The organism is Xanthobacter agilis (assembly GCF_021730435.1).
In the GTDB taxonomy this organism is placed as follows: domain Bacteria; phylum Pseudomonadota; class Alphaproteobacteria; order Rhizobiales; family Xanthobacteraceae; genus Xanthobacter; species Xanthobacter agilis.
Window position 1 is genome coordinate 224,493 of sequence record NZ_JABWGX010000002.1, and the last position, 26,931, is coordinate 251,423.

At 68.5% G+C, this 26,931-nt stretch carries 19 protein-coding genes; 12 read left to right on the forward strand and 7 right to left on the reverse strand.

Translation table 11 applies throughout. The features are described 5' to 3' along the window. Positions 1 to 163: 163 nt before the first annotated feature. Positions 164 to 745: a YqaA family protein gene (locus HUW53_RS02260; RefSeq protein ID WP_237344110.1), complete on the forward strand. Its 582-nt coding sequence runs from the start codon at positions 164 to 166 to the stop codon at positions 743 to 745. A 17-nt stretch (positions 746 to 762) separates the two neighbouring features. Here the strand turns inward: HUW53_RS02260 and HUW53_RS02265 are convergent, their stop codons facing one another. Further along, positions 763 to 1,524, reverse strand: coding sequence for a hypothetical protein (locus HUW53_RS02265; RefSeq protein WP_237344111.1), 762 nt, complete (start codon positions 1,522 to 1,524; stop codon positions 763 to 765). 674 nt (positions 1,525 to 2,198) lie between these two features. Here HUW53_RS02265 and gltB point away from each other — a divergent pair. Both gltB and HUW53_RS02275 read left to right on the forward strand, forming a co-directional pair. Continuing rightward, positions 2,199 to 6,911, forward strand: coding sequence for a glutamate synthase large subunit (gltB, locus tag HUW53_RS02270; protein WP_237344112.1), 4,713 nt, complete (start codon positions 2,199 to 2,201; stop codon positions 6,909 to 6,911). Positions 6,912 to 7,179: 268 nt separating this feature from the next. Next, positions 7,180 to 8,601, forward strand: coding sequence for a glutamate synthase subunit beta (locus HUW53_RS02275; protein ID WP_237344113.1), 1,422 nt, complete (start codon positions 7,180 to 7,182; stop codon positions 8,599 to 8,601). A 76-nt stretch (positions 8,602 to 8,677) separates the two neighbouring features. Here HUW53_RS02275 and HUW53_RS02280 read toward each other — a convergent pair whose 3' ends face one another. Beyond that, the gene (locus tag HUW53_RS02280) at positions 8,678 to 9,673 is read right to left on the reverse strand and encodes an AraC family transcriptional regulator (protein WP_237344114.1); all 996 of its coding nucleotides are present in this window, start codon (positions 9,671 to 9,673) and stop codon (positions 8,678 to 8,680) included. A 147-nt stretch (positions 9,674 to 9,820) separates the two neighbouring features. On the opposite strand from HUW53_RS02280, the gene HUW53_RS02285 reads away from it, so the two are divergent. The 5 genes from HUW53_RS02285 to HUW53_RS02305 all read left to right on the forward strand — a co-directional run bounded on the left by HUW53_RS02285 (position 9,821) and on the right by HUW53_RS02305 (position 16,078). Further along, positions 9,821 to 11,491, forward strand: coding sequence for an acyl-CoA synthetase (locus HUW53_RS02285; protein ID WP_237344115.1), 1,671 nt, complete (start codon positions 9,821 to 9,823; stop codon positions 11,489 to 11,491). A gap of 33 nt (positions 11,492 to 11,524) precedes the next feature. Further along, positions 11,525 to 12,292 carry a 3-hydroxyacyl-CoA dehydrogenase gene (locus tag HUW53_RS02290; protein ID WP_237344116.1) on the forward strand — a complete coding sequence of 256 codons (768 nt, stop codon included), beginning with the start codon at positions 11,525 to 11,527 and terminating at the stop codon, positions 12,290 to 12,292. A gap of 20 nt (positions 12,293 to 12,312) precedes the next feature. Continuing rightward, positions 12,313 to 13,503: an acetyl-CoA C-acyltransferase gene (locus tag HUW53_RS02295; RefSeq protein WP_237344117.1), complete on the forward strand. Its 1,191-nt coding sequence runs from the start codon at positions 12,313 to 12,315 to the stop codon at positions 13,501 to 13,503. Between the two features lie 147 nt (positions 13,504 to 13,650). Next, complete coding sequence (locus HUW53_RS02300) at positions 13,651 to 14,778, forward strand: acyl-CoA dehydrogenase family protein (RefSeq protein ID WP_237344118.1); 1,128 nt, start codon at positions 13,651 to 13,653, stop codon at positions 14,776 to 14,778. Positions 14,779 to 14,914: 136 nt separating this feature from the next. Beyond that, positions 14,915 to 16,078 (forward strand): CaiB/BaiF CoA transferase family protein, encoded by a 1,164-nt coding sequence (locus tag HUW53_RS02305; RefSeq protein ID WP_237344119.1) that lies wholly within the window; start codon positions 14,915 to 14,917, stop codon positions 16,076 to 16,078. An 18-nt stretch (positions 16,079 to 16,096) separates the two neighbouring features. Here HUW53_RS02305 and HUW53_RS02310 read toward each other — a convergent pair whose 3' ends face one another. From HUW53_RS02310 to HUW53_RS02325, 4 genes are all read right to left on the reverse strand, one after another. After that, complete coding sequence (locus tag HUW53_RS02310) at positions 16,097 to 17,200, reverse strand: NAD(P)/FAD-dependent oxidoreductase (RefSeq protein WP_237344120.1); 1,104 nt, start codon at positions 17,198 to 17,200, stop codon at positions 16,097 to 16,099. A gap of 95 nt (positions 17,201 to 17,295) precedes the next feature. Then, positions 17,296 to 18,087 (reverse strand): ABC transporter ATP-binding protein, encoded by a 792-nt coding sequence (locus HUW53_RS02315; RefSeq protein WP_237344121.1) that lies wholly within the window; start codon positions 18,085 to 18,087, stop codon positions 17,296 to 17,298. A 3-nt stretch (positions 18,088 to 18,090) separates the two neighbouring features. Continuing rightward, on the reverse strand, positions 18,091 to 19,122 hold the full coding sequence (locus HUW53_RS02320) for a FecCD family ABC transporter permease (protein ID WP_237344122.1): 1,032 nt from the start codon (positions 19,120 to 19,122) through the stop codon (positions 18,091 to 18,093). Then, positions 19,119 to 20,195: an ABC transporter substrate-binding protein gene (locus HUW53_RS02325; protein WP_237344123.1), complete on the reverse strand. Its 1,077-nt coding sequence runs from the start codon at positions 20,193 to 20,195 to the stop codon at positions 19,119 to 19,121. The genes HUW53_RS02320 and HUW53_RS02325 overlap by 4 nt, the downstream gene beginning before the upstream one ends. A 346-nt stretch (positions 20,196 to 20,541) precedes the next feature. Between HUW53_RS02325 and HUW53_RS02330 the strand changes: the two genes are divergently transcribed. Next, positions 20,542 to 22,707, forward strand: coding sequence for a TonB-dependent receptor plug domain-containing protein (locus tag HUW53_RS02330; protein WP_237344124.1), 2,166 nt, complete (start codon positions 20,542 to 20,544; stop codon positions 22,705 to 22,707). A 319-nt stretch (positions 22,708 to 23,026) separates the two neighbouring features. On the opposite strand, the gene HUW53_RS02335 is transcribed toward HUW53_RS02330, so the two are convergent. Continuing rightward, positions 23,027 to 23,224, reverse strand: coding sequence for a DUF2934 domain-containing protein (locus HUW53_RS02335; protein WP_237344125.1), 198 nt, complete (start codon positions 23,222 to 23,224; stop codon positions 23,027 to 23,029). A 169-nt stretch (positions 23,225 to 23,393) separates the two neighbouring features. On the opposite strand from HUW53_RS02335, the gene amaB reads away from it, so the two are divergent. From amaB to HUW53_RS02350, 3 genes are all read left to right on the forward strand, one after another. Then, the gene (gene amaB, locus HUW53_RS02340) at positions 23,394 to 24,926 is read left to right on the forward strand and encodes an L-piperidine-6-carboxylate dehydrogenase (RefSeq protein ID WP_237344126.1); all 1,533 of its coding nucleotides are present in this window, start codon (positions 23,394 to 23,396) and stop codon (positions 24,924 to 24,926) included. Between the two features lie 387 nt (positions 24,927 to 25,313). Next, positions 25,314 to 26,147, forward strand: a complete 834-nt coding sequence (locus tag HUW53_RS02345) for a DUF2092 domain-containing protein (RefSeq protein WP_237344127.1) — start codon at positions 25,314 to 25,316, stop codon at positions 26,145 to 26,147. Then, positions 26,147 to 26,878: a hypothetical protein gene (locus tag HUW53_RS02350; RefSeq protein ID WP_237344128.1), complete on the forward strand. Its 732-nt coding sequence runs from the start codon at positions 26,147 to 26,149 to the stop codon at positions 26,876 to 26,878. The genes HUW53_RS02345 and HUW53_RS02350 overlap by 1 nt, the downstream gene beginning before the upstream one ends. Positions 26,879 to 26,931 lie beyond the last annotated feature (53 nt).

A 26,931-nucleotide genomic window follows, 5' to 3' on the forward strand; every position in this document is an offset into this window, starting at 1 on the left:
ATCGCCCAAGAGCAGGGCAAAGGAGAGGCAGCCCGGTCCCGCAAGCCGGTTCCATGATACGCCCACGGCGCGCGCGCCGGCGGCCCAAAGGTGCACATTGCCTTTACTCCGCCGCGACAGCCCCTTAAGCGGAGGCCACCTTCGGCAAGGAACTGCCCCCCTGATGCTCCGCAAAATGTATGATTGGGTGATCGCCTATTCGGCGAAGCCCTCCGCCCCCTGGGCTCTTGCCTTCGTTTCGTTCGCCGAAAGCTCGATCTTCCCCATCCCGCCCGATGTGCTGCTGGTGCCCATGAGCCTGGCGCGGCCGGATCGGGCATGGCGCTACGCGCTGATTGCCACCATCGCCTCGGTGCTGGGCGGGCTCCTGGGATACGCGATCGGCGCCCTGCTCTATGAAAGCGTCGGCAAGTTCCTGATCAACCTCTACGGCTACGGTAACAAGGTGGACGCCTTCCGTGCCGCCTACGCCCATTATGGCCATTGGGTGATTCTGTTAAAGGGACTGACGCCCATCCCCTACAAGCTGGTGACGATCACGTCCGGCTTCGCCGAATACAATCTCGGCTGGTTCATCGTGCTGTCGATCATCACCCGCGGCGCCCGCTTCTACATCCTGGCGGCGCTGCTGCATTATTTCGGACCGGCGGCGCGGGAGTTCATCGAGAAGCGGCTCGGCCTCGTCACCCTCGGCCTGCTGGCGGTCGTGGTGCTCGGCCTCGTGGCCGCCGCCTACCTGATCTGAGCCCTCGGGGGCGCCCGTCAGTCGGTGCCCGAGGGACTGGAAAGAACGGACGCCGAGCCCGCCGAGCTTCCGCCGGGCGTCGCGCTGCCGGCGGTGGTCGCGCCGCCGGAGCTCGTCGGGGCGGCGACCGGCTGGACCGGAGCAGCCGTGGCGTCTGAGGCACCGGTCTGCGCCACGGCGGACGGCGCCGCCGGACTCTGCGTGCCGCTGGTGGACAAGGGCTGCGCGACGCCCGCCGGCGTCGATGACACCGCGGGGAGCGCCCCAGCGGGCGCCCCAGGAGACACGCCCGAAGGCACGACACCGGCGGCCGCCGGGGCGGAAGCGGGCGGCGGCACGGGCGCGGACACCGCCACATCGGCTTCCACCGGCCGGGCCGGTGGCAAGGGCGCGCGCGGCACCACGGGCCGAGGCGGCGCCGCGGTCACCGGTGCCGGCGGCACCAGCGGCGGACGCCCGGCGCCGGGCGGGAGAGCCACCAGGGGCCGGGCGCCCAGCACCTCCCCGGAATAGGCGTCGATATGCAGGTTCACCGGCCCCTCGTCATCCACGGCGGTGAGCGAATAGACGCGCCCGCTCAATTCGGGGCGGGAGATCTGCCAATAGCCCATGGACTGCAGGCGGCGACGCACTTCCGCCGGGGGCAGCATCACATAATGCAGAGGCCCCCGCGGCCGCGGCACATAGACCGGCGGACGCAGGGCCGCGGGCGGCCGCTCATAGATCAGATCCTGGGCGGCGGCCGGCGCCACCGGGCTCGCGATCGCAATCACGGCCATGCCGCAGGCCCCGAACACCGATGCCCGCACCCGCGTCAAAAAATTCCGGTTGAAAGTGCGGGGGGCGCCGAACGAACCGCGGGCACCCCCAAGGGAGGCGGAAAGACACATGATCTGACGTCACCTGACACGGCCATGAAAAGGTTGCCCCGAGTAGACCCACGCATTGCGGCGGCGTTGGGACTGGATCGCGTCCGCTTTCGCGCCGCGCCCGAAAGGCCCAAAGGCCGGTGCGGGCCCGAAAGGCCGTTGCGTCTGTGACGGCCGCGCCGCACCCTTCTTTCGCGGCAGAGGAGCCATGCGCAATTTTTGGTCATAAAGCCGGCACACAGACCCTCCGGGCGCTTGTGGAATGATCCGTTTTCTGGCATCGTCCGATGGATAGGGCAACCGTGCTGCCCTATCCCCCACATCACAAGGTTCACTCCGCGCAGCGCACGCGCATGCGCGGTGGCGCGTTCGAGCCGGTGGCGTGGAAGTTGCAGTGCACGGCGAGAGAGATAGACCATTGCGCGGTGCGCGGTGGCACGGCAGTTTGGGGCGAACCGCGCACGGTTGACCGCGCATGGCGGATCGCACCGCGATCGGCCATGCGACGCCGCCGCTGCGGAATGGGAGCAGCCGGGCCGGAAGCACAGCGTCTTCCGATCCGACAAACGAAAAGGGACGACAAAATGGCAGGGTCTGATCGCAAGGATGGCTTGAGCGGAAGCGTGGCGTCTCGTGCCGCCGCCGTGAAAGACACGGCGATCGTCGGTCGTCCGGCGCCTTTCGGCCTGTTCGATCCGGCCCAGGAGCGGGACGCCTGCGGCGTGGGCTTCATCGCCGACATCAAGGGGCGCAAGTCTCACAAGATCGTCGAGGACGGCATCAAGATCGTGCTGAACCTCGAGCACCGCGGCGCGGTCGGTGCCGACCCGCGCGCCGGCGACGGCGCCGGCATGCTGGTGCAGATCCCGCACAAGTTCTTTGCCAAGGAGGCGGACCGCCTCGGCTTCACCCTGCCCGAACCCGGCAAGTACGCGGTCGGCCACATCTTCATGCCCCGCGACGCGGAAGGCCAGGAGATTGTGCGCGCGGCCTACGAGCGCGCGGTCCCGGGGGAAGGCCTGGCGCTCCTCGGCTGGCGCGACGTGCCCACCGACAATTCCTCGCTCGGCGTCAGCGTCCTGCCCACCGAGCCGAAGCATGTGCAGGTCTTCATCGGCCATGGCGACGACATCGCGGACGAAGACACCTTCGAGCGCCGTCTCTACATCCTGCGCAAGGTGATCTCCAACTGCGTATACGACGCCCGCGACCCGCGCACGGCAGGCTATTATTCGGTGTCGCTGTCGTGCCGCACCCTGGTCTACAAGGGCATGTTCCTGGCCGACCAGCTCGGCGCCTATTATCCGGACCTGCACGACCCGGACTTTGAGAGCGCGCTCGCATTGGTGCACCAGCGCTTTTCCACCAACACCTTCCCGGCCTGGCCACTGGCCCACCCCTATCGCATGGTGGCCCATAACGGCGAGATCAACACCCTGCGCGGCAACGTCAACTGGATGGCGGCGCGGCAGGCGTCGGTGGATTCCGAGCTGTTCGGCGCCGACATCTCCAAACTCTGGCCCATCAGCTACGAAGGCCAGTCGGACACCGCCTGCTTCGACAATGCGCTCGAATTCCTGGTGCAGGGTGGCTATGCGCTGCCCCACGCGGCCATGATGCTGGTGCCGGAAGCCTGGGCCGGCAACCCGCTCATGGACGAAGAGCGCCGCGCCTTCTACGAGTACCACGCCTCGCTTATGGAGCCGTGGGACGGCCCCGCCGCCATTGTCGCCACCGACGGCCGGCAGATCGTCGCGACCCTGGACCGCAACGGCCTGCGCCCCGCCCGCTACATGGTGACCACCGACGACACCATCGTATTGGCTTCCGAAATGGGGGTTCTCACGCTCCCGGAAGAGAAGATCATCACCAAGTGGCGGCTCCAGCCCGGCAAGATGCTGTTGGTGGACCTGGAGGAAGGACGCCTCGTCCCGGACGAGGAGATCAAGTCCGAGCTGGCAAAGGCCCACCCCTACAAGGAGTGGCTGAAGCACACCCAGCTCGTGCTCGAAGACCTGCGCCCGGTGGAAGCGCGCGAGGTGCGCACCGACGTGTCGCTGCTCGATCGCCAGCAGGCCTTCGGCTACACCCAGGAAGAGCTGAAGCTGCTGATGGCGCCCATGGCCATCACCGGCCAGGAGGCGGTGGGCTCCATGGGCACCGACACCCCCATCTCGGTGCTCTCCAACAAGTCGAAGTCGCTGTTCTCCTACTTCCAGCAGAACTTCGCCCAGGTGACGAACCCGCCCATCGACCCGATCCGCGAGGAGCTGGTGATGAGCCTCGTCTCCTTCATCGGGCCGCGGCCGAACATCTTCGACCTGGAGGGCAACGCCCGCCGCAAGCGCCTGGAAGTGCGCCAGCCCATCCTGACCAATGAGGATCTGGAGAAGATCCGCTCCATCGGCTTCATGGAGGAGCGGTTCGACACCCGGACGCTGGACATCACCTATGCCGCCGACAAGGGCGCGGCGGGCCTGGAAGGCGCGCTGGAGCACCTGTGCGACCGCGCCGAGGCGGCGGTGCACGGCGGCTACAACATCATCATCCTGTCGGATCGCATGACCGGCGCGGATCGCATCCCGATCCCGGCCCTGCTGGCCACGGCGGCGGTGCATCACCACCTCATCCGCAAGGGGCTGCGCACGTCGGTGGGCCTTGTGGTCGAGACCGGCGAAGCCCGCGAGGTGCACCATTTCGCGTGCCTCGCCGGCTATGGCGCGGAAGCCATCAACCCCTATCTCGCCTTCGAGACCCTGCTCGCCATGAAGGACGAGATTCCGGAGGAGGTGGACGACAAGGAAATCGTGAAGCGCTTCATCAAGTCCATCGACAAGGGCCTGCTGAAGGTGATGTCCAAGATGGGCATCTCCACCTACCAATCCTATTGCGGCGCGCAGATCTTCGACGCGGTGGGCCTCAACTCCGAGCTCATCAACAAGTACTTCTTCGGCACCGCCACCACCATCGAGGGGGTGGGCCTGGCCGAGATCGCGGAAGAGACGGTGCGCCGCCACCAGCTCGCCTTCTCCGACGCCCCGGTCTACCGCCTCGCCCTCGACGTGGGCGGCGAATATGCCTTCCGCATGCGCGGCGAGGATCATGCCTGGACGCCGGAGACGGTAGCGACGCTCCAGCATGCCGTGCGTGGCAATGCACAGGACCAATACCGCGCCTTCTCCAGCATGGTGAACGCGAACAACGAGAAGCTGCTGACCGTGCGGGCGCTGTTCCGCATCCGCGAGGCGTCGGAAATCGGCCATGAGCCGGTGGACATCAGCGCGGTCGAGCCCGCGTCCGAGATCGTGAAGCGGTTCGTGACCGGGGCCATGTCGTTCGGCTCCATTTCGCGGGAGGCGCATACCACCCTCGCCATCGCCATGAACCGGATCGGCGGCAAGTCGAACACCGGCGAGGGCGGCGAGGAGCCGGAGCGCTTCAAGCCCCTGCCCAATGGCGACAGCATGCGCTCGGCCATCAAGCAGGTGGCCTCGGGCCGGTTCGGCGTGACCGCCGAATATCTGGTCAATGCCGACGTGATACAGATCAAGGTCGCGCAGGGTGCCAAGCCCGGCGAGGGCGGCCAATTGCCCGGCCACAAGGTGGACGCGGTGATCGCCAAGGTGCGCCATTCCACTCCGGGCGTGGGCCTCATCTCCCCGCCCCCGCACCACGATATCTATTCCATCGAAGACCTCGCGCAGCTCATCTACGACCTCAAGAACGTGAATCCCGACGCGGATGTGTCCGTGAAGCTCGTGTCCGAGGTTGGCGTGGGCACGGTGGCGGCGGGCGTCGCCAAGGCGCGCGCGGACCACATCACCATCTCCGGCTTCGAGGGCGGAACCGGCGCGAGCCCGCTCACCTCGATCAAGCACGCGGGCTCGCCGTGGGAGATGGGCCTTGCCGAAACCCAACAGACGCTGGTGGCCAACCGCCTGCGCTCGCGGGTCGCGCTACAGGTGGACGGCGGCTTCCGCACCGGCCGCGACGTGGTCATCGGCGCGCTGCTGGGGGCGGACGAGTTCGCCTTCTCCACGGCGCCCCTGATCGCCGCCGGCTGCATCATGATGCGCAAGTGCCACCTGAACACCTGCCCGGTCGGGGTCGCCACCCAGGACCCGGTGCTGCGCAAGCGCTTCAAGGGCACGCCCGAGCACGTCATCAATTACTTCTTCTTCGTCGCGGAGGAAGTGCGCGAGTACATGGCGCAGCTCGGGTTCCGCAAGGTCGAGGACATGGTGGGCCGCTCCGACGTGCTCGACCAGCAGAAGGCCATCGACCACTGGAAGGCCAACGGCCTCGACTTCTCCAAGCTGTTCGCCCAGGCCGAGCTGCCGCCGGAGGAGCGCGCCACGGGCATCCGCCACACCGAGCGCCAGCATCACCCCATCGAGAAGGTGCTTGACCGCACCCTCATCGCGAAGGCGGCGCAGGCGCTGGAAAAGGGCGAGCGGGTGGAAATCGAGACCCCGATCCGCTCGGTGGACCGGTCCGCCGGCGCCATGCTCTCGGGCGCGGTGGCCAAGCGCTACGGCCATGCCGGCCTGCCGGACGACACCATCCACGTGACGCTCACCGGCACCGCGGGCCAGGCCTTCGCCGCCTTCCTGGCCGCGGGCGTGACCTTCGATCTGGTCGGCGAAGCCAACGACTATGTGGGCAAGGGTCTTTCGGGTGGGCGCATCATCGTGCGTCCCCCGGCCCATTCGGCCATCGTGCCGGAGCACTCCATCATCGTCGGCAACACGGTGATGTACGGCGCCACCGAGGGCGAGTGCTATTTCCACGGAGTGGCCGGCGAGCGCTTCGCGGTGCGCAACTCCGGCGCCATCGCCGTGGTGGAAGGCACCGGCGACCACGGCTGCGAGTACATGACCGGCGGCGTGGTGGTGGTGATCGGCCCCACCGGGCGCAATTTCGCGGCCGGCATGTCCGGCGGCGTCGCCTATGTGCTCGACGAAGACAAGAGCTTCGCCAAGCGCTGCAACCTCTCCATGGTCGATCTCGAACCGGTCGAGGAGGAAGAGGACCTGCTGGAGCGCCTCCACCACCACGGCGGCGACCTGGAGTTCAAGGGCCGCATCGACGTCCACTCCGACATGTCGCGCCACGACGAGGAGCGCCTGCACCAGCTCATCGCCAAGCACCTGCACTACACGGGCTCGGCGCGGGCACAGGCCATCCTCGACAATTGGGCCGACTACCGCTCCAAGTTCGTGAAGGTGATGCCGGTGGAATACCGCCGCGCCTTGCGCGAAATGGAAAAACGGCGCGGCCTCGTGGCGGCGGAGTAAGCCGCATCACGGCCCTCCCCGCGCGGGAGGGCCGGCGGCGTCCGCCCCGCTGTGCGGGCGCCCGCTCTGCGCTTTCTCGGCGCATGTGCCAACCTCTCTTCAGCCTGCCCTTACGAGGCCGGGCCTGCCCCACCGGCACACGGCCGCGTGGTGGCGACACCCACGGGATGGCGCGCGCGAATTCCGAGTCCTCAAGCTGTTCTAATTCTTGTAATGGAGCACGGTGCGCAGACGCGGCGCGCGCGGTAGCTCCCGCAACGAGGTTCCAATGGGCAAGGTCACCGGTTTCCTGGAGATTGATCGGCGCGAGCAGAAGTACCAGCCCGCATCCGACCGCATTCGCCATTTCCGCGAATTCACTCTGCCGCTGCCCGAATCCGAGGTGGTGAACCAGGCCTCGCGCTGCATGGATTGCGGCGTGCCCTTCTGCCACGGCCCCAACGGCTGTCCGGTGCACAACCAGATCCCGGACTGGAACGACCTCGTCTATCGCGGCGAGTGGGAAGAGGCGGTCCGCAACCTCCACTCCACCAACAATTTCCCCGAGTTCACCGGCCGCGTCTGCCCCGCTCCGTGCGAGGAAGCCTGCACCCTGAACCTGGAAGACGTGCCCGTCACCATCAAGACGGTGGAGCAGTCCATCGCCGACATGGGCTGGAAGAAGGGCTGGATCCGGCCCGAGCCGGCGGCCGTGAAGACCGGCAAGACCGTGGCCGTCATCGGCTCCGGCCCGGCGGGCCTCGCCGCCGCCCAGCAGCTCGCCCGCGCCGGCCATGACGTGCATGTCTATGAGCGCGAGCCCAAGGCCGGCGGCCTGCTGCGCTATGGCATCCCCGACTTCAAGATGGAAAAGAAGCACATCGACCGCCGCGTGGCGCAGATGGAGGCCGAGGGCGTCACCTTCCATTACGGCGTCAACGTTGGCGTCACCACCCCGCTTCGCGCGTTGCTTGACCGCCACGACGCGGTGCTGCTCGCCGGCGGCTCCGAAGCCCCGCGCGATCCGCAGCTGCCGGGCCAGGAATTCGAAGGCGTGCATTTCGCCATGCCCTACCTCGTGCAGTCCAACCGCCGCGAGGGCGGGGAGGAGATCCGCGAGCTGCCGATCCTCGCCGCCGGCAAGCATGTGGTGGTGGTAGGCGGCGGCGACACCGCCTCCGACTGCGTGGGCACCGCCTTCCGCCAGGGCGCGCTCTCCGTGACCCAGCTCGACATTCGCCCGGTTCCTCCCATGAAGGAGGACAAGCTGTCGGTGTGGCCCTATTGGCCCACCAAGTTCCGCACCTCCTCCTCCCAGGCCGAGGGCGCCGAACGCGAGTTCGCATGCGCGACGCTCGGGATCGAGGGTCGCAACGGCCGCGTCACCGGCGTGAAGTGCGCGCGCGTGGACGCCAAGCGCCAGCCCATCGCCGGCACCGAGTTCGTGCTGCGCGCGGACCTCGTGTTCCTGGCCATTGGTTTTGCCCATGCGGTGCATGAAGGCATGCTGGCCGATACCGGCGTCGCCCTCGACAAGCGCGGCAACGTCAGCGCCGATGACGCGGAATATACAACCTCGGTGCCCAAGCTCTATGCGGCGGGCGACATGCGGCGCGGCCAATCCCTGGTAGTGTGGGCCATCCGCGAGGGTCGCCAGGCCGCGCACGCCATCGACAAGGCGCTGATGGGCGCCACCACCCTGCCGCGTTGAGGCCATTTCGGCGCCCGGACACCGGCCGGGCGCCCACGTCTCCCCGTCCCGCCGCGGAGCCTGGGTTGCTCCCCGCTCAAGCCTCCCGCGCCGCCTCGCTGCGATAGGCGCCGGGACTCCTGCCGGTCCATTTGCGGAACGCGCGATGGAAGGCGCTGGGCTCTGAAAAGCCCAGATCCGCGGCAATCGCCGCCACATCCTTGCCCCCCTCGGTCAGCGCCGCCACGGCGAGCGCGCGCCTCAGCTCGTCCTTGATCTCGCGATAGGTCTGCCCCTCCAGCCGGAGCCGCCGCCGCAGGGTGGGTTCGGGCAGGCGCAGTTGCGCGGCCAGATCCTCGAAGCTCGGCCACCGGGCCGGGGCACTGGCGCGCAGGCGGGCGCGCACCTTCGCGACCAGACCCGCGTCGTGCCGGTAGCGTACCAGGATATTGGCCGGTGCCCGGCGCAGAAACTCCCGCAGCGCCCGCTCATCGCGGATGGCCGGCAGGGTGAGGAAGGCGGCATCGAAGGCGAGCACGCTTTCCGGCTGGCCGAAACGCACCGGCGCCCCGAAGAACAGCCGGTAATCCGCCCCATGGGCCGGCGGACCACAGCGGAAATCCACCCGTCGCAGGGGAATGCGCCGGCCCACCAGCCAGCAGGTGATGCCGTGCACCACGATCCAGAAGGTCCGGTAAGCGAACGCCGAGCGGGGCGCGCCGTCGTCCTTCAGCACGATCTGAGCGAGCCCCTCCGCCACCACCAGCTCCCCATGGGGATCGTCCATGACGAGCCGCAGGAAACGCAGGGCGCGCTTCAAGGCCTGCTCCAGGGTCGCGGCGGAGCGGATGGCATGGCACAGCAGGGTGAAGCTGCCCGCCCGCATGGGCCGCGCACCCTCGCCGAAGAATTCGTCGTCGATGGCCGCCGCGATGGCGAGCCACAAGGCGCCGTAGCGCTCGGCCGAGACCGGCTCCGTCACCTTTTCCGGCAGCCCGGCCGTGGCCAGCAGCACCGTCTCGTCGAGGCCCCGCCGCCGCAGGCATTGCAGCGCGTCATCCACGAAGCCGGGTGAGATCATGCTCCGTTCCATGCCGCCACCTGTGCCCCGACCTTGCAAAACCGATCATTAAATTAGTCGTTTTTGGTCATCGCTTGCCACCTCCATCCGTCGCTAGATCGACCCAATCGAAAATGCGTCCCCGCCCATTGCGAAGCCGGGGACCGATGGAGGAGCACAATGGCCGACGCCCCCAAACCCGCGCCCACCCATGCGGACGCCATCCGCGACTTCCGGCTTCAGGATGTCGCCGCCCTCCTCGACGGCGATCTGGAGACGGGCCTCAACGCCTGCATTGAGTGCTGCGATCGCCATGTGGCCTCGGGCGGCACAGCCCTTGATTGGGAAAGCGCCGACGGCCGCCGCGCCAGCTACACCTTCGCCCAGATGAAGGAGCTGTCGGCCCGGTTCGCCAACCTGCTGACCGCCCAGGGCATCAAGCCCGGCGATGTGGTGGCGGGCCTGCTGCCGCGCACGCCGGAGTTGCTCGTCACCATCCTCGGCACATGGCGGGCGGGCGCGGTCTACCAGCCCCTGTTCACCGCCTTCGGCCCCAAGGCCATCGAGCACCGGCTGAAGACCTCGGGCGCGAAACTGGTGGTGACCGACACCCACAATCGCCCCAAGCTCGACGAGGTGGAAAAGGCGCCCAAGGTCGCCCTCGTCACCCGCCCCGGCGAGCCGGCGCCACGCCTGGACGACCTCGACTTCCACGCCGAGCTCGCGCGGCAGAGCGCCACCTTCGAGCCGGTGCTGCGCAAGGGCTCCGACCTGTTCCTGATGATGTCCACCTCCGGCACCACCGGCCTGCCCAAGGGCGTGCCGGTGCCGCTCAAGGCTCTGCTCGCCTTCATCATCTACATGCGCGACGCGGTCGATCTGCGGCCCGAGGACAAATTCTGGAACATCGCCGATCCCGGCTGGGCCTATGGCCTCTATTACGCGGTCACCGGCCCGCTTCTGCTCGGCCACGCCACCACCTTCTACGACGGCCCGTTCACCGCGGCGGGCACCTATGACGTCATCAAGCGCCACGCCATCACCAACCTCGCCGGGGCGCCCACCGCCTACCGGCTGCTGATCGCCGCCGGCCCGGAGATGGCTTCAAGCGTGAAGGGTCAGCTGCGCGTGGTCTCCAGCGCCGGCGAGCCGCTGAACCCGGAGGTCATCCGCTGGTTCGACGCGCATCTGAACGCCCCCATCCACGACCATTACGGCCAGACCGAGCTTGGCATGGTGGTGAACAACCATCACCGGCTGAAGCATGAGGTGCATCCCGGTTCCGCCGGCTTCGCCATGCCCGGCTACCGGGTGGCGGTGCTGAACGAAGACGGCGAGGAGCTGCCGCCCAACGTGCCGGGCGTGCTCGCCGTGGCCCTGGCCCGCTCGCCGCTGCTGTGGTTCACCGGCTATTGGCGGCAGGACACCCCATCCATGGCCGGCGGCTATTATCGCACCGGCGACACGGTCGAGCTCGAGGAAGACGGGCGCATCAGCTTCGTCGGCCGGGCGGACGATGTCATCACCTCGTCGGGCTACCGCATCGGCCCGTTCGATGTGGAAAGCGCCCTCATCGAGCATCCGGCGGTGATCGAGGCGGCGGTGATCGGCAAGCCCGATCCAGAGCGCACCGAGCTGGTGAAGGCGTTCGTGATCCTGCGCGCGGGGGTCGAGCCCTCGGAGGCGCTGGCGGAAGAGCTGCGGCAATATGTGAAGCACCGGCTCTCGGCCCACGCCTATCCGCGCGAGATCGAATTCATGGCCGAGCTGCCGAAAACGCCCAGCGGCAAGCTGCAGCGCTTCATGCTGCGCAACCAGGAAGCCAACAAGATCAAGGACGGCGCCGCCTGATCGCCGGCGCCACAAGAAACGGGGGGAAGACCCATGCAGATCAAGGACCGCGTGTTTCTCGTCACCGGCGCCGGCTCCGGCCTCGGCGCCGCCGTTTCCCGCCTGCTGGTGGGCGAAGGCGCCAAGGTGGTGGGGCTCGACATCAACGGGGCGGCGGGGGAAATCATCGCCGCCGACCTCGGCGACGCCTTCCGCTTCCAGAAGGCGGACGTGACCAGCGAACAGGATGGCCTTGCCGCCATCGCGCTGGCGAAGGAGGCGTTCGGCCATGTCCATGGCCTCGTCAATTGCGCCGGCGTCGCTCCGGGTGAGAAGGTGGTGGGCCGCGACGGCCCGCACCGGCTGGAGAGCTTCGCCCGCGCCGTCGCCATCAATCTTGTCGGCACCTTCAACATGCTGCGGCTTGCGGCCGATGCCATCGTGAAGGAAGAGCCGGGCGCGGACGGCGAGCGCGGCGTCATCATCAACACCGCCTCCATCGCCGCCTTCGACGGGCAGATCGGCCAATGCGCCTATGCCGCCTCCAAGGGCGGGGTCGCGGCCCTCACTTTGCCGGCGGCGCGCGAGCTGGCGCGGTTCGGGGTGCGGGTGGTGACCATCGCGCCCGGCATCTTCGAGACGCCCATGATGGCCGGCATGCCGCAGGAGGTGCAGGACGCTTTAGGCAAGAGCGTGCCCTTCCCCTCCCGGCTCGGCCGCCCGCCGGAATATGCGGCGCTGGTCAAGCACATTCTGGAAAACACCATGCTGAACGGCGAGGTCATCCGCCTCGACGGCGCGCTGCGCATGCCGCCGCGCTGAACACAAACGGGAGGACACCCATGACCGCTTCTGATCCCATCGTCATCGTCGGCGCCGCCCGCACCCCCATGGCCGGCTTCCAGGGCGACTTCAAGGACGTGACCGCCGCCGCGCTCGGCGCCGCCGCCATCCGTGCCGCCCTGGAGCGGGCGGGCCTCGCCCCCGACCAGGTGGAGGAGATCGTGTTCGGCTGCGTGCTGCCCGCCGGCCAGGGCCAGGCCCCGGCCCGGCAGGCGGGCCTTGGCGCCGGCCTGCCGCTCTCGGCGGGCGCGACCACGGTGAACAAGATGTGCGGCTCGGGCATGAAGGCCGCCATGTTCGCCCACGATCTTCTGCGCGCGGACTCGGCCAGCGTCGCCGTGGCCGGCGGCATGGAGAGCATGACCAACGCCCCCTATTTGCTCGACCGCGCCCGCGGCGGCTATCGCATGGGCCACGGCCGGGTGCTGGACCACATGTTCCTCGACGGGCTGGAGGACGCCTACGACAAGGGCCGCCTGATGGGCACCTTCGCGGAGGATTGCGCGCAGGCCTACCAATTCACCCGCGAGGCGCAGGACGCGTTCGCCATCGCCTCCCTCACCAAGGCGCAGAAGGCCATCACCGACGGCTCCTTCGCGGCCGAGGTGGTGCCGGTGACCGTGAAGGCCGGCAAGACCGAGCGGGTGGTGGCGAGCGACGAGCAGCCCCCCAAGGCCAAGCTCGACAAGATCCCCACCCTCAAGGCCGCCTTCCGCGACGGCGGTACGGTGACGGCCGCCAACTCCTCCTCCATCTCCGATGGCGCGGCGGCCCTGGTGCTGATGCGCCGCTCGGAGGCGGAAAGGCGCGGGCTGACCCCGCTCGCCGCCATCGTCGGCCATTCCACCCACGCCCAGGCACCGAACCTGTTCACCACCGCGCCGGTGGGCGCCATCGGGAAGCTGGCGCAGAAGACCGGGTGGGATCTGAAGGACGTGGATCTGTACGAGATCAACGAGGCGTTCGCGGTGGTGCCCATGGTGGCCATCAAGGATCTCGGCCTGCCCGAAGACAAGGTGAACGTGCACGGCGGCGCCTGCGCGCTGGGTCACCCCATCGGCGCCTCCGGCGCGCGGGTGATGGTGACGCTCCTGGCCGCCCTTCAGAAATATGGCCTCAAGCGTGGCATCGCCTCCCTGTGCATCGGCGGCGGCGAAGCCACCGCGGTCGCCATCGAACGGCTGAACTGAGACGCGACGGGCGCGGCCCTCCCCCCAGCCGCCTTCAGCAACGCAAAGCCCTCTCCCGCCCGCGGGGGAGGGTTGGGAGGGGGGATCACCCCGTCGAAGACGCCAAACACCAAGAACAGATGAACCTGCCGCTCGGGAATAGCGCCTATGATCCTCTCCGAGACCCAGACCGACATCCGCGACGCGGTCCGCGCCTTCGCGGCGGCGCGCCTTGCGCCCGGCGCCGCCGCGCGCGACCGCGCGCACGCCTTTCCCCGCGCCGAGCTTGCCGAGATGGGGGCGCTCGGCTTCCTCGGCATGCTGGTGCCGGAAGAGTATGGCGGCACCGCCCTTGACCTTGTCTCCTATGCCTTGGCCCTGGAGGAGATCGCGGCGGCGGATGGCGCCTCGTCCACCATCGTCTCGGTGCATTCGTCGGTCGGCTGCGGGCCCATCGTGAAATTCGGCACCGCCGAGCAGAAGCAACGCTTCCTGCCCAAGCTCGCGTCCGGCGCCTGGATCGGCGGCTTCGCCCTCACCGAGCCGCACACCGGCTCGGACGCCGCCGCCATCCGCACCCGCGCCCGGCGCGACGGCGACTCTTATGTGCTCAACGGCGCCAAGCAGTTCATCACCTCGGGCCAGAACGGCCATGTCGTCATCGTGTTCGCTGTCACCGACCCGGACGCGGGCAAGAAGGGCATTTCCGCCTTCATCGTGCCCACCGACACCCCCGGCTACGAGGTGGTTCGGGTGGAGGACAAGCTGGGCCAGCACGCTTCCGACACCTGCGCCCTCGCCTTCAACGACATGCGCATCCCCGAAAGCCTGCGGCTCGGCGCCGAGGGCGAGGGGCTGAAGATCGCCCTCGCCAATCTGGAAGGCGGGCGCATCGGCATCGCCGCGCAATCGGTGGGCATGGCGCGGGCCGCGTTCGAGGCGGCGCGCGCCTATGCCAAGGAACGCATCACCTTCGGCAAGCCCATCTTCGAGCATCAGGCGGTCGCCTTCCGCTTGGCCGACATGGCGACCCGCATCGAGGGGGCCCGGCAGATGGTGCTCCACGCCGCCAGCCTGCGGGAGGCCGGCAGGCCCTGCCTCACCGAGGCCTCCATGGCCAAGCTGTTCGCCTCCGAGACGGCGGAGCAGGTGTGCTCGGCCGCGATCCAGATTCACGGCGGCTACGGCTATCTCGCCGATTTTCCGGTGGAGCGCATCTATCGCGACGTGCGGGTGTGCCAGATCTATGAGGGCACCAGCGACGTGCAGCGCATCGTCATCGCCCGCAGCCTGTAGGACCGCCCGCCGCCGCGCTCGGCCGACGGGAAGATGGCCTCGGGCAGAGCCGGCGGGAAGGGGTGGCGTCGCCATCATCCCTCGCGCAATGCCCGGACCACAATGGGCCGCGAACAGACCCCCGAGGAAACGCCAGATGACCGAAATCCCATCCACCGACACCCCGAAAGGCCCGCTCAAAGGCCTGCGCATCGTTGATCTGTCCCGCCTGGCGCCCGGCCCTTATTGCACCATGCTGCTGGCCGACCTCGGCGCCGAGGTGATCGTGGTGGGCGGCGGGCGCGCCGGCGTGCCCATTCCCGAGCTCTCGCGCGGCAAGCGCTTCGTCAGTCTCGACCTGAAGGCACCGGAAGGCCGCGCCGCCCTCCATGCGCTGGTGAGGACCGCCGATGTGCTGGTGGAAGGCTTCCGCCCCGGCGTCGCCGACCGCATCGGCGCCGGCTACGACGAACTCGCCGCGCTCAACCCGAAGCTGGTCTATTGCTCCGTCACGGGCTTCGGCCAGGATGGGCCGCGCGCCCTGGAGGCGGGCCACGACATCACCTATCTCGCCCTCTCGGGCGTGCTCGGCGGCCTCGGTCCGAAGGCGGCGCCGCCCGTCCCGCCCCTGAACCTCGTGGCCGATTTCGCCGGCGGCAGCCTCATGGCCGCCATCGGCATCCTCGCCGCCGTGCTTGAAGCCCGTGCCTCCGGCCGGGGCCAGAAGATCGACGCCGCCATGGTGGATGGCGCGCTCTCCCTCATGGCCATGCACCTGCCCCTGTGGCACACGCCCCACTGGCCGGCGCGCGGCGAAGGGTTGCTGGCGGGGGACAAGCCCTTCTATCGCACCTATGCCTGCGCCGATGGCCGCTTCATCGCCGTCGGCGCCCTGGAGCGCGGCTTCTTCGAGACCCTGTGGCGCACGCTCGACCTCGGGGAGGCGCCGGACCACATGGCCGCCGCCAACTGGCCGACGATCGAGCGGACCTTGACCGACACCTTCCGCGCCCGCCCGCGCGATGCCTGGGCCGCCCTGTTCGCGGGAACGGATGCCTGCGTCGCCCCGGTGCTGGAGCCGCACGAAGTGTGGGACGAGCCCCACATCGCCGCCCGGCATCCGGAGGCGGGGCCTCATCGCGTGCCAGCCGTGCCCCGCCTGTCGCGCACGCCGGCGGTCGCCCACCCGCTCGACGAGACCGACCAGACGCGGGCCATCCTGACGGCGCTGGGCTTCCCGGAAGCGGACATGGACAAGGCCATCGCCCCGGAGGATCCCGCCGCCCGTTCCGGCCTGAACTGGCCGCCGCCCCTGCGCTGAAGGCGACGCGCGCGGCCTTCAGTCCTTCAGCAGCCCCGCCACCATGTCGCCCAGGGCGAGGGCGCTGGTGAGGCCCGGCGATTCGATGCCGAACAGGTTCACCAGCCCCGGCACCCCGTGATCCTTCGCCCCCTGCACCACGAAATCCGGTGTCACGCCCGCCGGTCCATCGAGCTTGGGGCGGATGCCGGCATAGCCGGGGACGAGGTCGTCGTCCCGCACGTCCGGCCAATAGCGCCGGATAGAGGCGAGGAATGGCGCCTTCCGCGCCGGATCAACCGCATAGTCACGACTTTCCACCCATTCCACATCCGGCCCAAAGCGCGCCTGCCCGCCAAGATCCAGGGTCAGATGGGTGCCGAGGCCGCCCGGCACCGGCACTGGATAGATGAGATGGCGAAACGGCACCTTGCGGGTCGAGGTGAAATAATTGCCCTTGGCGAACTTCGGCTTGGGCACGAACCGCGCGTCGAGGCCCGTGATCCGCGCCGCCACCACGGTGGCGTCGAGGCCGGCGCTGTTCACCAGCAGCCGGCATCCCAGGGTGAGCGGATGGTCGCCCCCCGCCGTCACCGTGAAACCCTGCGGCGTGACCTCCGCCCGCGCCAGCGGCGCGCCGAGCGCCACCATGCCGCCCGCCGCTTCCAGGTCGTCCTTGAGGGCCAGCATGAAGCCATGGGAATCCACGATGCCGGTGACCGGCGAGAGCAGCGCCGCATGAACCGACAGCGCCGGCTCCAGCGCCCGCGCCTCGGCCGCATTCAGCAGCCGCAGCTCCTCGACGCCATTGGCCTCGCCGGTCGCCTTCAGATGTTCGAGATAGGCCACCTCGTCCGGATGGCCCGCCACGATCAGCTTGCCGAGCCGCGCGGCGCCCACCCCGTGGGCCGCGCAATAGGCGTAGAGCGCCCGCCGCCCGGCGACGCACAGCCGCGCCTTGAGGCTGCCGGGGGCATAATAGATGCCGGCGTGGATCACCTCGGAATTGCGGGCGCTGGTGACGGTGCCGATGGCCTCCTCCGCCTCCAGCACGATCACCTCACGGCCGGCATCCGCCAAGGCGCGGGCCACCGCGAGCCCCACCACGCCCGCGCCGACGACGATGCACTCCACCCGATCCATCCTGACACCCCTGAAGACGGCCCCCGCGATCGGCCCAGCATACCGGGCGCCACGCGCAATGGGACCACCGGGTGTGCAACCGCGCCCCACGCCGTTCAGCCGGAAAGCCCCACCCCCGCCACATCGCGCGTGAAGCAGACCTTGCGGCCATCCACTTCGCCCACCACCACCGCCCGGCCGTAGAGCTCGGTCAGATTCTCGGCGGTGAGCGTGTCGGCCACCGGCCCGTGACGCATCAGCGTGCCGTCGCGCAGCATCGCCACGTGGGTGCCCACGGCGAACGCCTGGTCGGGATGGTGGGTGGAGAACAGCACCGCCAACCCCTCCGCAGCCAGCTCCGCGAGCAGGATCAAAACCTTGTCCTGATTGGCGAAATCGAGGCTCGCCGTGGGCTCATCCAGCACCAGCAGGCGCGGCTGCTGGGCCAGGGCGCGGGCGATCAGCACCATCTGCCGCTCGCCGCCGCTGATGGCGGTGAAGGCGCGCGCCGCCAGGAAGCCGGCGCCCACCCGCTCCAGCGCCGCGTCGGCCGCCCCCCCGTCCGCCGTCGTGGGCTGGGCGAACAGGCCACGACGGGCGGCCCGCCCCATCAGCACCATCTCGCGTACCGTGAAGGCGAAGCTCGACGGGGCACTCTGCGGCACGAAGCCGATCCGGCGCGCCCGCCGCGCCGCGCTCACGCCCGCCAGCGGCTCCCCCTCCAGCGCCACCATGCCCCCCAACGCCGGCTTGAGGCCCACCAGCGTCTTGAGCAGGGTCGTCTTGCCGCCGCCATTGGGACCGAGCAGGCACAGCACCTCGCCCGCCTCCAGAGCAAGGCTCACCCCCTGCCCGACCCGGCGTCCATGATGACCGAAAGCAAGGTCACGCGCGGCGAGCAGGGCCATCGCTCAGCCCCATCCCTTGCGCGAGGTGGACAGGAGCCACAGGAACACCGGCGTGCCCACCACTGCGGTCAAAACGCCGAGCGGTATTTCCACCATGCTCACGCCGCGGGCCAGGGTGTCCACCGCCAGCAGGAACGCGCCGCCCCCCAGCGCCGCCACCGGCGCCGCGCGGGCAAAGGCCGGCCCCACCAGGAGGCGCGCCAGATGCGGCACCACCAGCCCCACCCAGCCGATGATGCCGGCCACCGACACGGCGGTGGCGGTGAGCAGGGTGGCCGCCACGATCACGATGAAGCGCACCCGCCCGGCCTCCACCCCCAGCGCCCGCGCCTCCTCCTCGCCCAAGGTCATGATGTCGATGCGCCAGCGCAGCAGCAGCAAGGGCGTGAGCCCCACCACCAGCGCCGGCGCCAGCAGCACCAGCTCCTTGCGGCCCGCGCCGGCGAGCGAGCCGAGCAGCCAGAAGGTGATGGCCGGCAACTGGTTGTAAGGGTCCGCCAACACCTTGAGGATGGAAATGCCGGCCGAAAACAGGGTGCCGATGACGATGCCCGCCAGCACCAGCACCAGCAACGGCTCGTGCCCGCGCACCACATGCGCCACCCCGTACACCGTCGCCACCGCCGCGAGCCCGCCGACGAAGGAGGCGGCTTCCACCCCCGCCATCGGCAGGGACAGGAAGATGCCGATGACCGCGCCCAGCGCGGCGCCTGACGAGACACCCAGGATATCGGGCGAGACCAAAGGGTTGCGGAACAGGCTCTGATAGGCCGCGCCGGCGGTCGCGAGCGCCGCGCCCACCCCCATGGCGGCCAGGATGCGCGGGCCGCGGATGTTCTCGATCACCGCCGCCACCACCGGCGGCGGCGCCTCCCCCAAGCCAAGCCGCCACGCCGCCCAGGCCCACAGTTCGCTCACCCCCACCGGATAGGCGCCCACCGCGAACGCGCCCGCCGCCAGCAGCAGCAGACCGACGGTTCCCGCCACGAGCGGCATCCGGCGGACCAGGGCGAGCCTCCCCGCGCCCCAGCTCATGGAAAGGACGCGTCCGTCAGGAGGCTGTCGAGCTGCGCATCGGTGAGGTCGTGGTGATAGAAGAGCCGATAGAAGTCCTTGGCCGCCGCCCGCACGTTGATCCGCATCACCGCCGGGTGCAGCAGTTGCGCCAGCCAGACCACGCCGATGACCCGGTTGACCGATGGCGGATAATCCACCCAGGGGAACGGGAGCTGCGGCGCCAGCACCGCCTTGCCCGTCTTCACCGCCCGTAGCTGCCGCCACAGGGGATCGGCCTTCATGCGGGCGAAAAAGCCGGGGTCGAGCGCAACGATCACGTCCGGATCGAAGGCGAGCAATTGCTCCATGGACACCGTCACGAGGCTGCCGGCCCCCAGCGCCTCGCCCACCACATTGCGCCCGCCGGCGGCGTCCACCGCCTCCACATTGATGGCGCCCGCCCGCGCGCTCTCCAGGCCGGTGGTGCCGCGCGCGAGATAGACCTTGGGTCGGTCCGCGTCCGGAACCGTTTCGAGGCGCTGCGCGACGGTTCTCAGATGGGTCTCGATCCACGCCGCCCGCTCGTCGCCCTCGGCCGCGACACCCAGCGCCCGGCCCAGGGCGCGATAGGTGGCCGGCAGGGCGACCAGCCGCCCGTCAAGCAGCAGCACCGGAATGCCGGTCGCCTGCTGCACCCGCTCGGCGAGGGACACATAAGTGCCGCTCGTCATGCCGATATCAACGATCAGGTCGGGCTTCGCCCGCAACACCGCCTCAAGATTGGCATCCCCGCCGCGCCCCGCCACCCAGCCGAGAGCGGGTTTGTCGGCGCCGGGGCCAAGATAAGCGAGCGCTGGCGCCGAGGGCTTCATAGTCCAGCCCAGGAGGCGCTCCGGCACCAGCGAGAACAGCACCAGCCCGGCCGGTGGCCCAGCCGGAAACACCCGCTCCACATGGGCCGGCACCACGACCGTGCGGCCGGCGGCATCCCGCACCTCGGCGGCGCGAGCCGCAGAGCCCGGCCAGCCGAAGCTCGAGCCTCCTGGCCAGCCGCACGCCGCCAGAAGCAGCACCAGCAGGACCGCGCCGACATGCCGAAATCGTGCTGCCACGCTCCCCTCCCCCGCGCGCCCGTCGCCGGTCGCTATATGCCGTGCACAACAAGAAGATGCTCTGGATTCGCGCGCATTCAAAGAGAAAAGTCGTCACCATGACACCGCGACCACGACTTCGACAAAATTTTATCGTTATTTTATAATTAGTTATTAATTTCCGACACAATTATTGCCGCAAGGTGATTGCCCTGGAACGGCTTCCGGTTATATACGGTTAAATATAGCGATGTGCCGGACCTGAGTGCCGTGTTCCGCCACCCTTTCGAGGGGGTTCGCCGTCGATTGCCTTCCAGAACCACGGGGCCGCCATGCTCGGCCCCGGCCTTTCAGATGCGGGATTTCCATGCGCAAGATTGCACTTCGCGCGACGGCGTCGTCGTTCGCGCTGATGACGGCCGTCGTCGCCGCACAGGCTCAACAGGCCACCACGTCGGATGCCACGGCGCCGGTGGCGGTGGACACCGCGGCCGGCGTGTTCGAGCTGGGACAGATCAATGTGGTGAGCCCGGCGGCGAGCGAGTATTGGGACTCCTCAGGCGCGGCCATCTCCGAAACCAACATCAGCAATCAGGAGATGTTCACCTTCAACCGCAACCGGCTCGACGATGCCTTGACGCTGGCGCCGGGCGTCGCGGTCTCATCAGGCGGCGCGCGCAACGAGCCCACGGTCTCCGTTCGCGGGTTTAACCTGTGGCAAGTCCCGGTCTCGATCGACGGTGTGCGCGTCTACCTGCCTTACGACAACCGCCTCGACATCAGCCGCTTCGTCACGCCCGACCTGTCGGAAGTGCAGGTGCAGGAAGGCTACGTCTCCATCCTGAACGGCCCGGGCGGCATGGGCGGCGCCATCAACCTCGTCACCCGCAAGCCCACCCGCGCGGTGGAAGGCGAGGTGCGGGCCGGCGTGGGCCTCGGCAACACCGGCGCCTATACCGACTTCAACAGCACCTTCGCCCTCGGCTCCAAGCAGGAGGGGTATTATGTTCAGGCCAGCGGCGCCTTCAATGATTCCGACGGCTTCTTCCTGCCCTCCGGCTTCACGCCGCTCAACCCCTGGGCCGAGGACGGCGGTCGCCGCGACCACTCCGAATCCCAGGACTGGCGCGTCAATCTGAAGGTCGGCTTCACCCCCAACGACACCGACGAATACACCCTGAACTACACGGTGCAGCAGGGCGAGAAGGGCACGCCCTACGACATCTGGCACAATGTGCGCACGCCGGACGGCTGGAAAGGCTGGGCTGACGCCAACCAGACCCGCAACTGGACTTGGCCGGAGTGGAACTGGCAGACCGCCTATTTCCTCTCCAAGACCGCCATCGGCACCGACACCTATCTCAACACGCGCTTCTATTACACCTGGTTCGACAACACCCTTGCCGCCTACGACAACACCGCATTCGACACCCAATATATTCGCGGATTCAACTCTTTCTACAACGACCAGAGCTTCGGCACCGACCTGGAGCTGGTGCACGAGATCAATTCCCAGGACACCATCAAGGGCGTCTTCACCTACCGGCGCGACAGCCACGCCTCCCAGGACGAGAACAACCCCGGCTTGGGCACCACGGTTTGGGACCCGACCATCAAGCAGTCGGAAGCCGTGCTCTCGTTTGGCGTTGAAAACACCGTCCATTTCACGAAGAATTTCGACTTCGTCGCGGGCGTCAGCTACAATTATCGTGATCTTCTGCTCGCCGAGGACTATGGCAGTGTCAACGGCAATGGTGATGTGCTCTACAGCCACCCATTGACCACCGACGACACCATCGACTGGCAGTTCGCCGGCATCTATCGCTACAGCGACAAGGGGCAGATCAATGCCTCGGTGTCGAGCCGCACGCGCTTTCCCACCTTGTTCGAGCGCTTCAGCTCCCGCTTCGGCTCCGCCATCGCCAACCCCGACCTCCAGGCCGAGCGCGCCACCAATTACGAGCTGGCTTGGCGCGACACCTTCAACAAGACTCTGGCGCTGGGCGCTTCGATCTTCTTCAACCAGGTCACAAACCTCATCCAGAGCGTCGATACCGATGAATGGAGCGTGAGCAACGACACCTGGATCACCCAGAACCAGAATGTCGGGACCTCCAACAACACCGGCTTCATCCTGAAAGCCGAGTGGCAGACCACGGACACTCTCCTGCTCGGCGGCAACTACACCTACATCCACATCGACCTGAGCTCGCCCATCGAGGGTATCGAGGCTACCGGCACGCCCGAGCAATACGCCTTCATCTATGCCAAGTGGAAGGCCTGGGACAACATCACCCTCATTCCCAGCGCCACCTTCTCTTCCTCGCGCTGGACCAATCCGTCCGTCGGACCCCTCAATTATGTGCGCACCGACGGCTATGCGCTGGCCAATCTCTCGGCCGAATACCAGTTCAACCCCCAGACCACCTTCTCGGCGGGGGTACAGAACATCTTCGATACCGAATATGAGACCGAGTGGCTCTATCCGCAGGCAGGGCGCAACTACTTCATCAACGGTCGGGTGGTATTCTGAGCAGCGATGGCATCTCAGCCTTGAAGATAACGGGGCGGATGGAGCGTCTCAAAAATTGCGGTATTTGGTTGTGACCCGCATGGCATTCAGGCGCCCCCTGGGACAGGTCATATGTGCCGGAGTGAACGGAGAACACGCAGGCGCGCGCAGCCAGGAGGCTGCATGCGCCCGCGTCCTCGACCTTGCGGGCTCTCTTACCAAAGGCCTGTGAGCTCGACTCACGAGGCTTTGGTCAAACCCGCGCGGCCCCTGAGCGAACCCACTTGGCACCGGTCAAAGACCGAGGCCGATGGTATCAATTGAGCGGGCCGACGGACGATCAGGGCCGCAAGGCGGATTTCAGCACTTGCAGTTCCGCCAGCGCCCAGTGCTCGCGATCCCGCCCATTCGGGCAACCTTCCTCGCGCCAGATGGCGCGGGCGCGGCGGCGGATCTGGTCACGCTCGGTCAGCGACAATCCATCGATTCCAGGGACCGAGCGGGCGCTGTTTCCTGCGGTTTCGGCAGCATTGCTCATGGGATCCTCCATGTGAGGGACCCGCCGTCGCACGCGGCGCCGCGGCCGGGCGAGCCTCCACGGCCTGATAACGACGGTCGCGGACGCCGGTTCCCGACTGGATGCGCGGCGCCATTCCCTCGTCGTCGGTCCGGCGCTATGGGAAGGCAAAGGCACAAGGAGACGGTCAGTGTCGGCGGCCCACCTTCCTCCCCTGAACACGCTTCCGCGCGCAGCGCGCGACCTCCTCGCGCGGCTGGGGGTGCCCGCCACGCGCCTTTACGGCGCGATGGCCGCGCGCACGCCTCTGACCGGCGAGATCCTGGCCGATGTGTCCGCCGCCGGCCCCAGCCAGATGGAAGACGCACTCGCCCGAGCCGACGCCGCCTTCAAAGTCTGGCGCGCCGTGCCGGCGCCGCGCCGGGGCGAACTGGTGCGCCTGTTCGGCGAGGAATTGCGCGCCGCCAAAGCCGACCTGGCCCGGCTCGTCACCATCGAGGCCGGCAAGATCCTGTCGGAAGGCGCGGGCGAAGTTCAGGAGATGATCGACATCTGCGACTTCGCCACCGGCCTGTCGCGCCAGCTCCACGGCCTCACCATCGCCACCGAGCGCCCCGACCACCGCATGATGGAAACATGGCATCCCCTGGGTCCGGTGGGGGTCATCTCGGCCTTCAATTTCCCAGTGGCGGTGTGGGCCTGGAATGCGGCGCTGGCGCTGGTGTGCGGCAACCCGGTGGTGTGGAAGCCCTCGGAGAAGACCCCGCTCACCGCGCTGGCGGTGGAAGCCGTGTTCGCCCGCGCGGCAGCCCGCTTCGGCGATGCGCCCGACGGCCTGCTGAGCGTCGTTCCCGGTGGGCGGGAGCTGGGCGAGGCACTGGTGGACGACCCACGCCTGCCCCTCGTCTCCGCCACCGGCTCCACCGCCATGGGCCGGGCCGTGGCCCCGCGGCTCGCCCAGCGTTTCGCGCGGGGTATCCTGGAACTCGGCGGCAACAACGCCGCCATTGTCTGCCCCTCCGCCGATCTCGACCTGACGGTGCGGGCGGTGGCGTTCGCCGCCATGGGCACCGCCGGCCAGCGCTGCACCAGCCTGCGCCGCCTGATCGTCCATGCGGACATCCAGGCGGAGCTGGTGGCGCGGCTGAAGCGCGCATTCGGCTCGGTGCGGGTGGGCGATCCGCTGGCGGCGGACACCCTGGTCGGACCACTGATCGACGGCGCCGCCTTCGACACCATGCAGGTGGCGCTGGAGGCCGCGCGCGACGCCGGAGGCGCCATCACCGGCGGCGCCCGGCTCGACGGCACCGCGCTGCCCGACGCCTTCTATGTGCGCCCGGCCCTGGTGGAGATGCCGGAGCAGACCGACACGGTGGCGGCCGAAACCTTCGCCCCTGTCCTCTATGTGCTCAGCTACCGCGACCTCGATGCCGCCATCGCCCTCAACAACGGGGTCAGCCAGGGCCTCTCCTCGTCCATCTTCACCTGCGACCTGCGGGAGGCGGAGCGCTTCCTATCCGGCTCCGACTGCGGCATCGCCAACGTGAACATCGGGCCGTCCGGCGCCGAAATCGGCGGCGCGTTCGGTGGCGAGAAGGAAACCGGCGGCGGCCGTGAGGCCGGTTCCGACGCCTGGAAGGCCTATATGCGCCGCGCCACCAACACCATCAACTTCGGCCATGCCCTGCCGCTGGCCCAGGGCGTGGTTTTCGACATCGACTGAGCGCCGGCGGGCGCGCGGGGAATATACCGACTATTCAGGGGAGAGATTTCCTCTAGCGTAATGTGGCATCGACGGATTGCGCGAATCGATCATGCGAACCACAGGCTGCGCGCTTGCCGGCCGCGGAGCCTGGAGACGCGGTGTGTCATCGTGTGGTATTTGAAGAGGCGTCGTGATGTCCGATGGACATACCGGTTGCACGATGGGGTCGCGCGACGCCATCGCAGCGGCGGAGCAATCGGCACCCGTCTTCCGGGGGCGTCTTCAAGCGCATCCGCCATCGGATCGCGTAAAGAAAACGTGTCGGCGCAACACGCTGGACCACTTGCCGCCGGGTGTTTGCGCGCGGAAAATGATCCAGCCCCTCCCAGCAGGAAAGGCATGCTCATGCTGCATCCCAAAGGCCTGATGAAAGCCGCAGCGGCATTCGCCGTCGCGAGCCTTGTCTCGGGCATCGGTGTTCCGCTTGCCGCGGCGGCGCCCCCCGACCAGATGGAAGACAAGGCGGCCGCCACCATGGACCCCGGCGCCGCCGCCGCCTTGACCCGCATGGGCGACTATATTGCCGGCCTCAAGAGCTTCGAGCTCACCGCCAAGACCACCATCGAGGTGGCCCTGAAAGAGGGGCACCAGGTGGAGATCGGCGGCCTTGTGCACTATTGGGTGAAACGGCCCGACCATGTGCGCATCGACAGCGAGACCGACATGGTGTCGCGCCAGTATTTCTTCGACGGCAAAACCCTGACCGTGGTCGCGCCGCTCAACGGCTATTTCGCCCAGACCGAGGCCAAGGGCTCCGTCGGCGATACCCTGGCCTACGCCGCCCAGACCCTGAACATCGAAGTGCCGCTGGCCGACCTGTTCGCCTGGGGCACGGACACGACGCCGCTGAAGCAGTTCGACCGCGGCTTCTATGTGGGCACCGCCAAGATCGAGGGCACCGCCACCGAGCATTACGCCCTCATCGGCAAGGATCTCGATCTTGAGGTCTGGATTCAACAGGGCGACGTCCCCCTGCCCCTGAAGATGGCCCTGGTGGACCGGCGCGCGCCGGGCAGCCCCCGCTTCACGGCGCAACTTGCCTGGGTGCCCGCCGCCACCATTCCCGACGACATATTCACCTTCACCCCCAGCAAGGACGTGGCGCGCATTTCCTTCGCCAAGCCGGCCGAAAAGCCGGCCCCCGGCACGCCCGCCGACGCGCCGAAGGGAGGCAAGTGATGAGCCGCGCGATGTCGAACTCCCGCGCGCCCCGCGCCCCGCGCACTCTGCGGCGCGTGTCGGCCGCCGGCGCCTTCGCTCTGGCAACCCTGATGATGCAGCCGGCGGCGATCGCCGCCGGTGTCGGCTTCCATGGCGGCATGGGCGGCGGCTTCGCCCACGGCGGCTTCGCCATGGCCGGGCCGCGCTTCAACGCGGCGCCGCATTTCAACGCCAATCCGGCCTTCAACCACCCGATCCCGCCCGGTCATGCCTTCATACCGCCGCCGGGTCCGCATCCCTACCCGCCGGGTCCTGGCCCTCATCCGATCCCGCCCGGTCCCGGCCCGCACCCGCCCGGCCCCGGCCCCTATCCGCCGGGACCGCACCCGTATCCGCCGGGACCCGGCCCCTATCCGCCCGGCCCGCACCCGTATCCGCCAGGTCCCGGCCCCTATCCGCCTGGCCCGCGCCCGTATCCGCCAGGCCCCGGCCCCTATCCGCCCTATCACCCCGGCTATTGGCCCGGCCCCTATTATCCCGGCGGCTGGGGCAGCGCTGCAGTGGCGGGCGCGGCGGTCGGCGCGGCCATCACCGCGGCAGCCATCGGCTCGTATGTCTATTCGCTGCCGGCCACCTGCTCGCAGGTGATCGTCAACGGCATCGTCTATCAGAACTGCGGGCCCAATTGGTATGTGCCCCAGTTCGAGGGCGGCCATGTGGTCTATCAGGTGGTGGTCAACCCCAACTGACCACCACCGCCAACCGGTTCGGCCCGCACGCCGCACGCCGTGGGCGTGCGGGC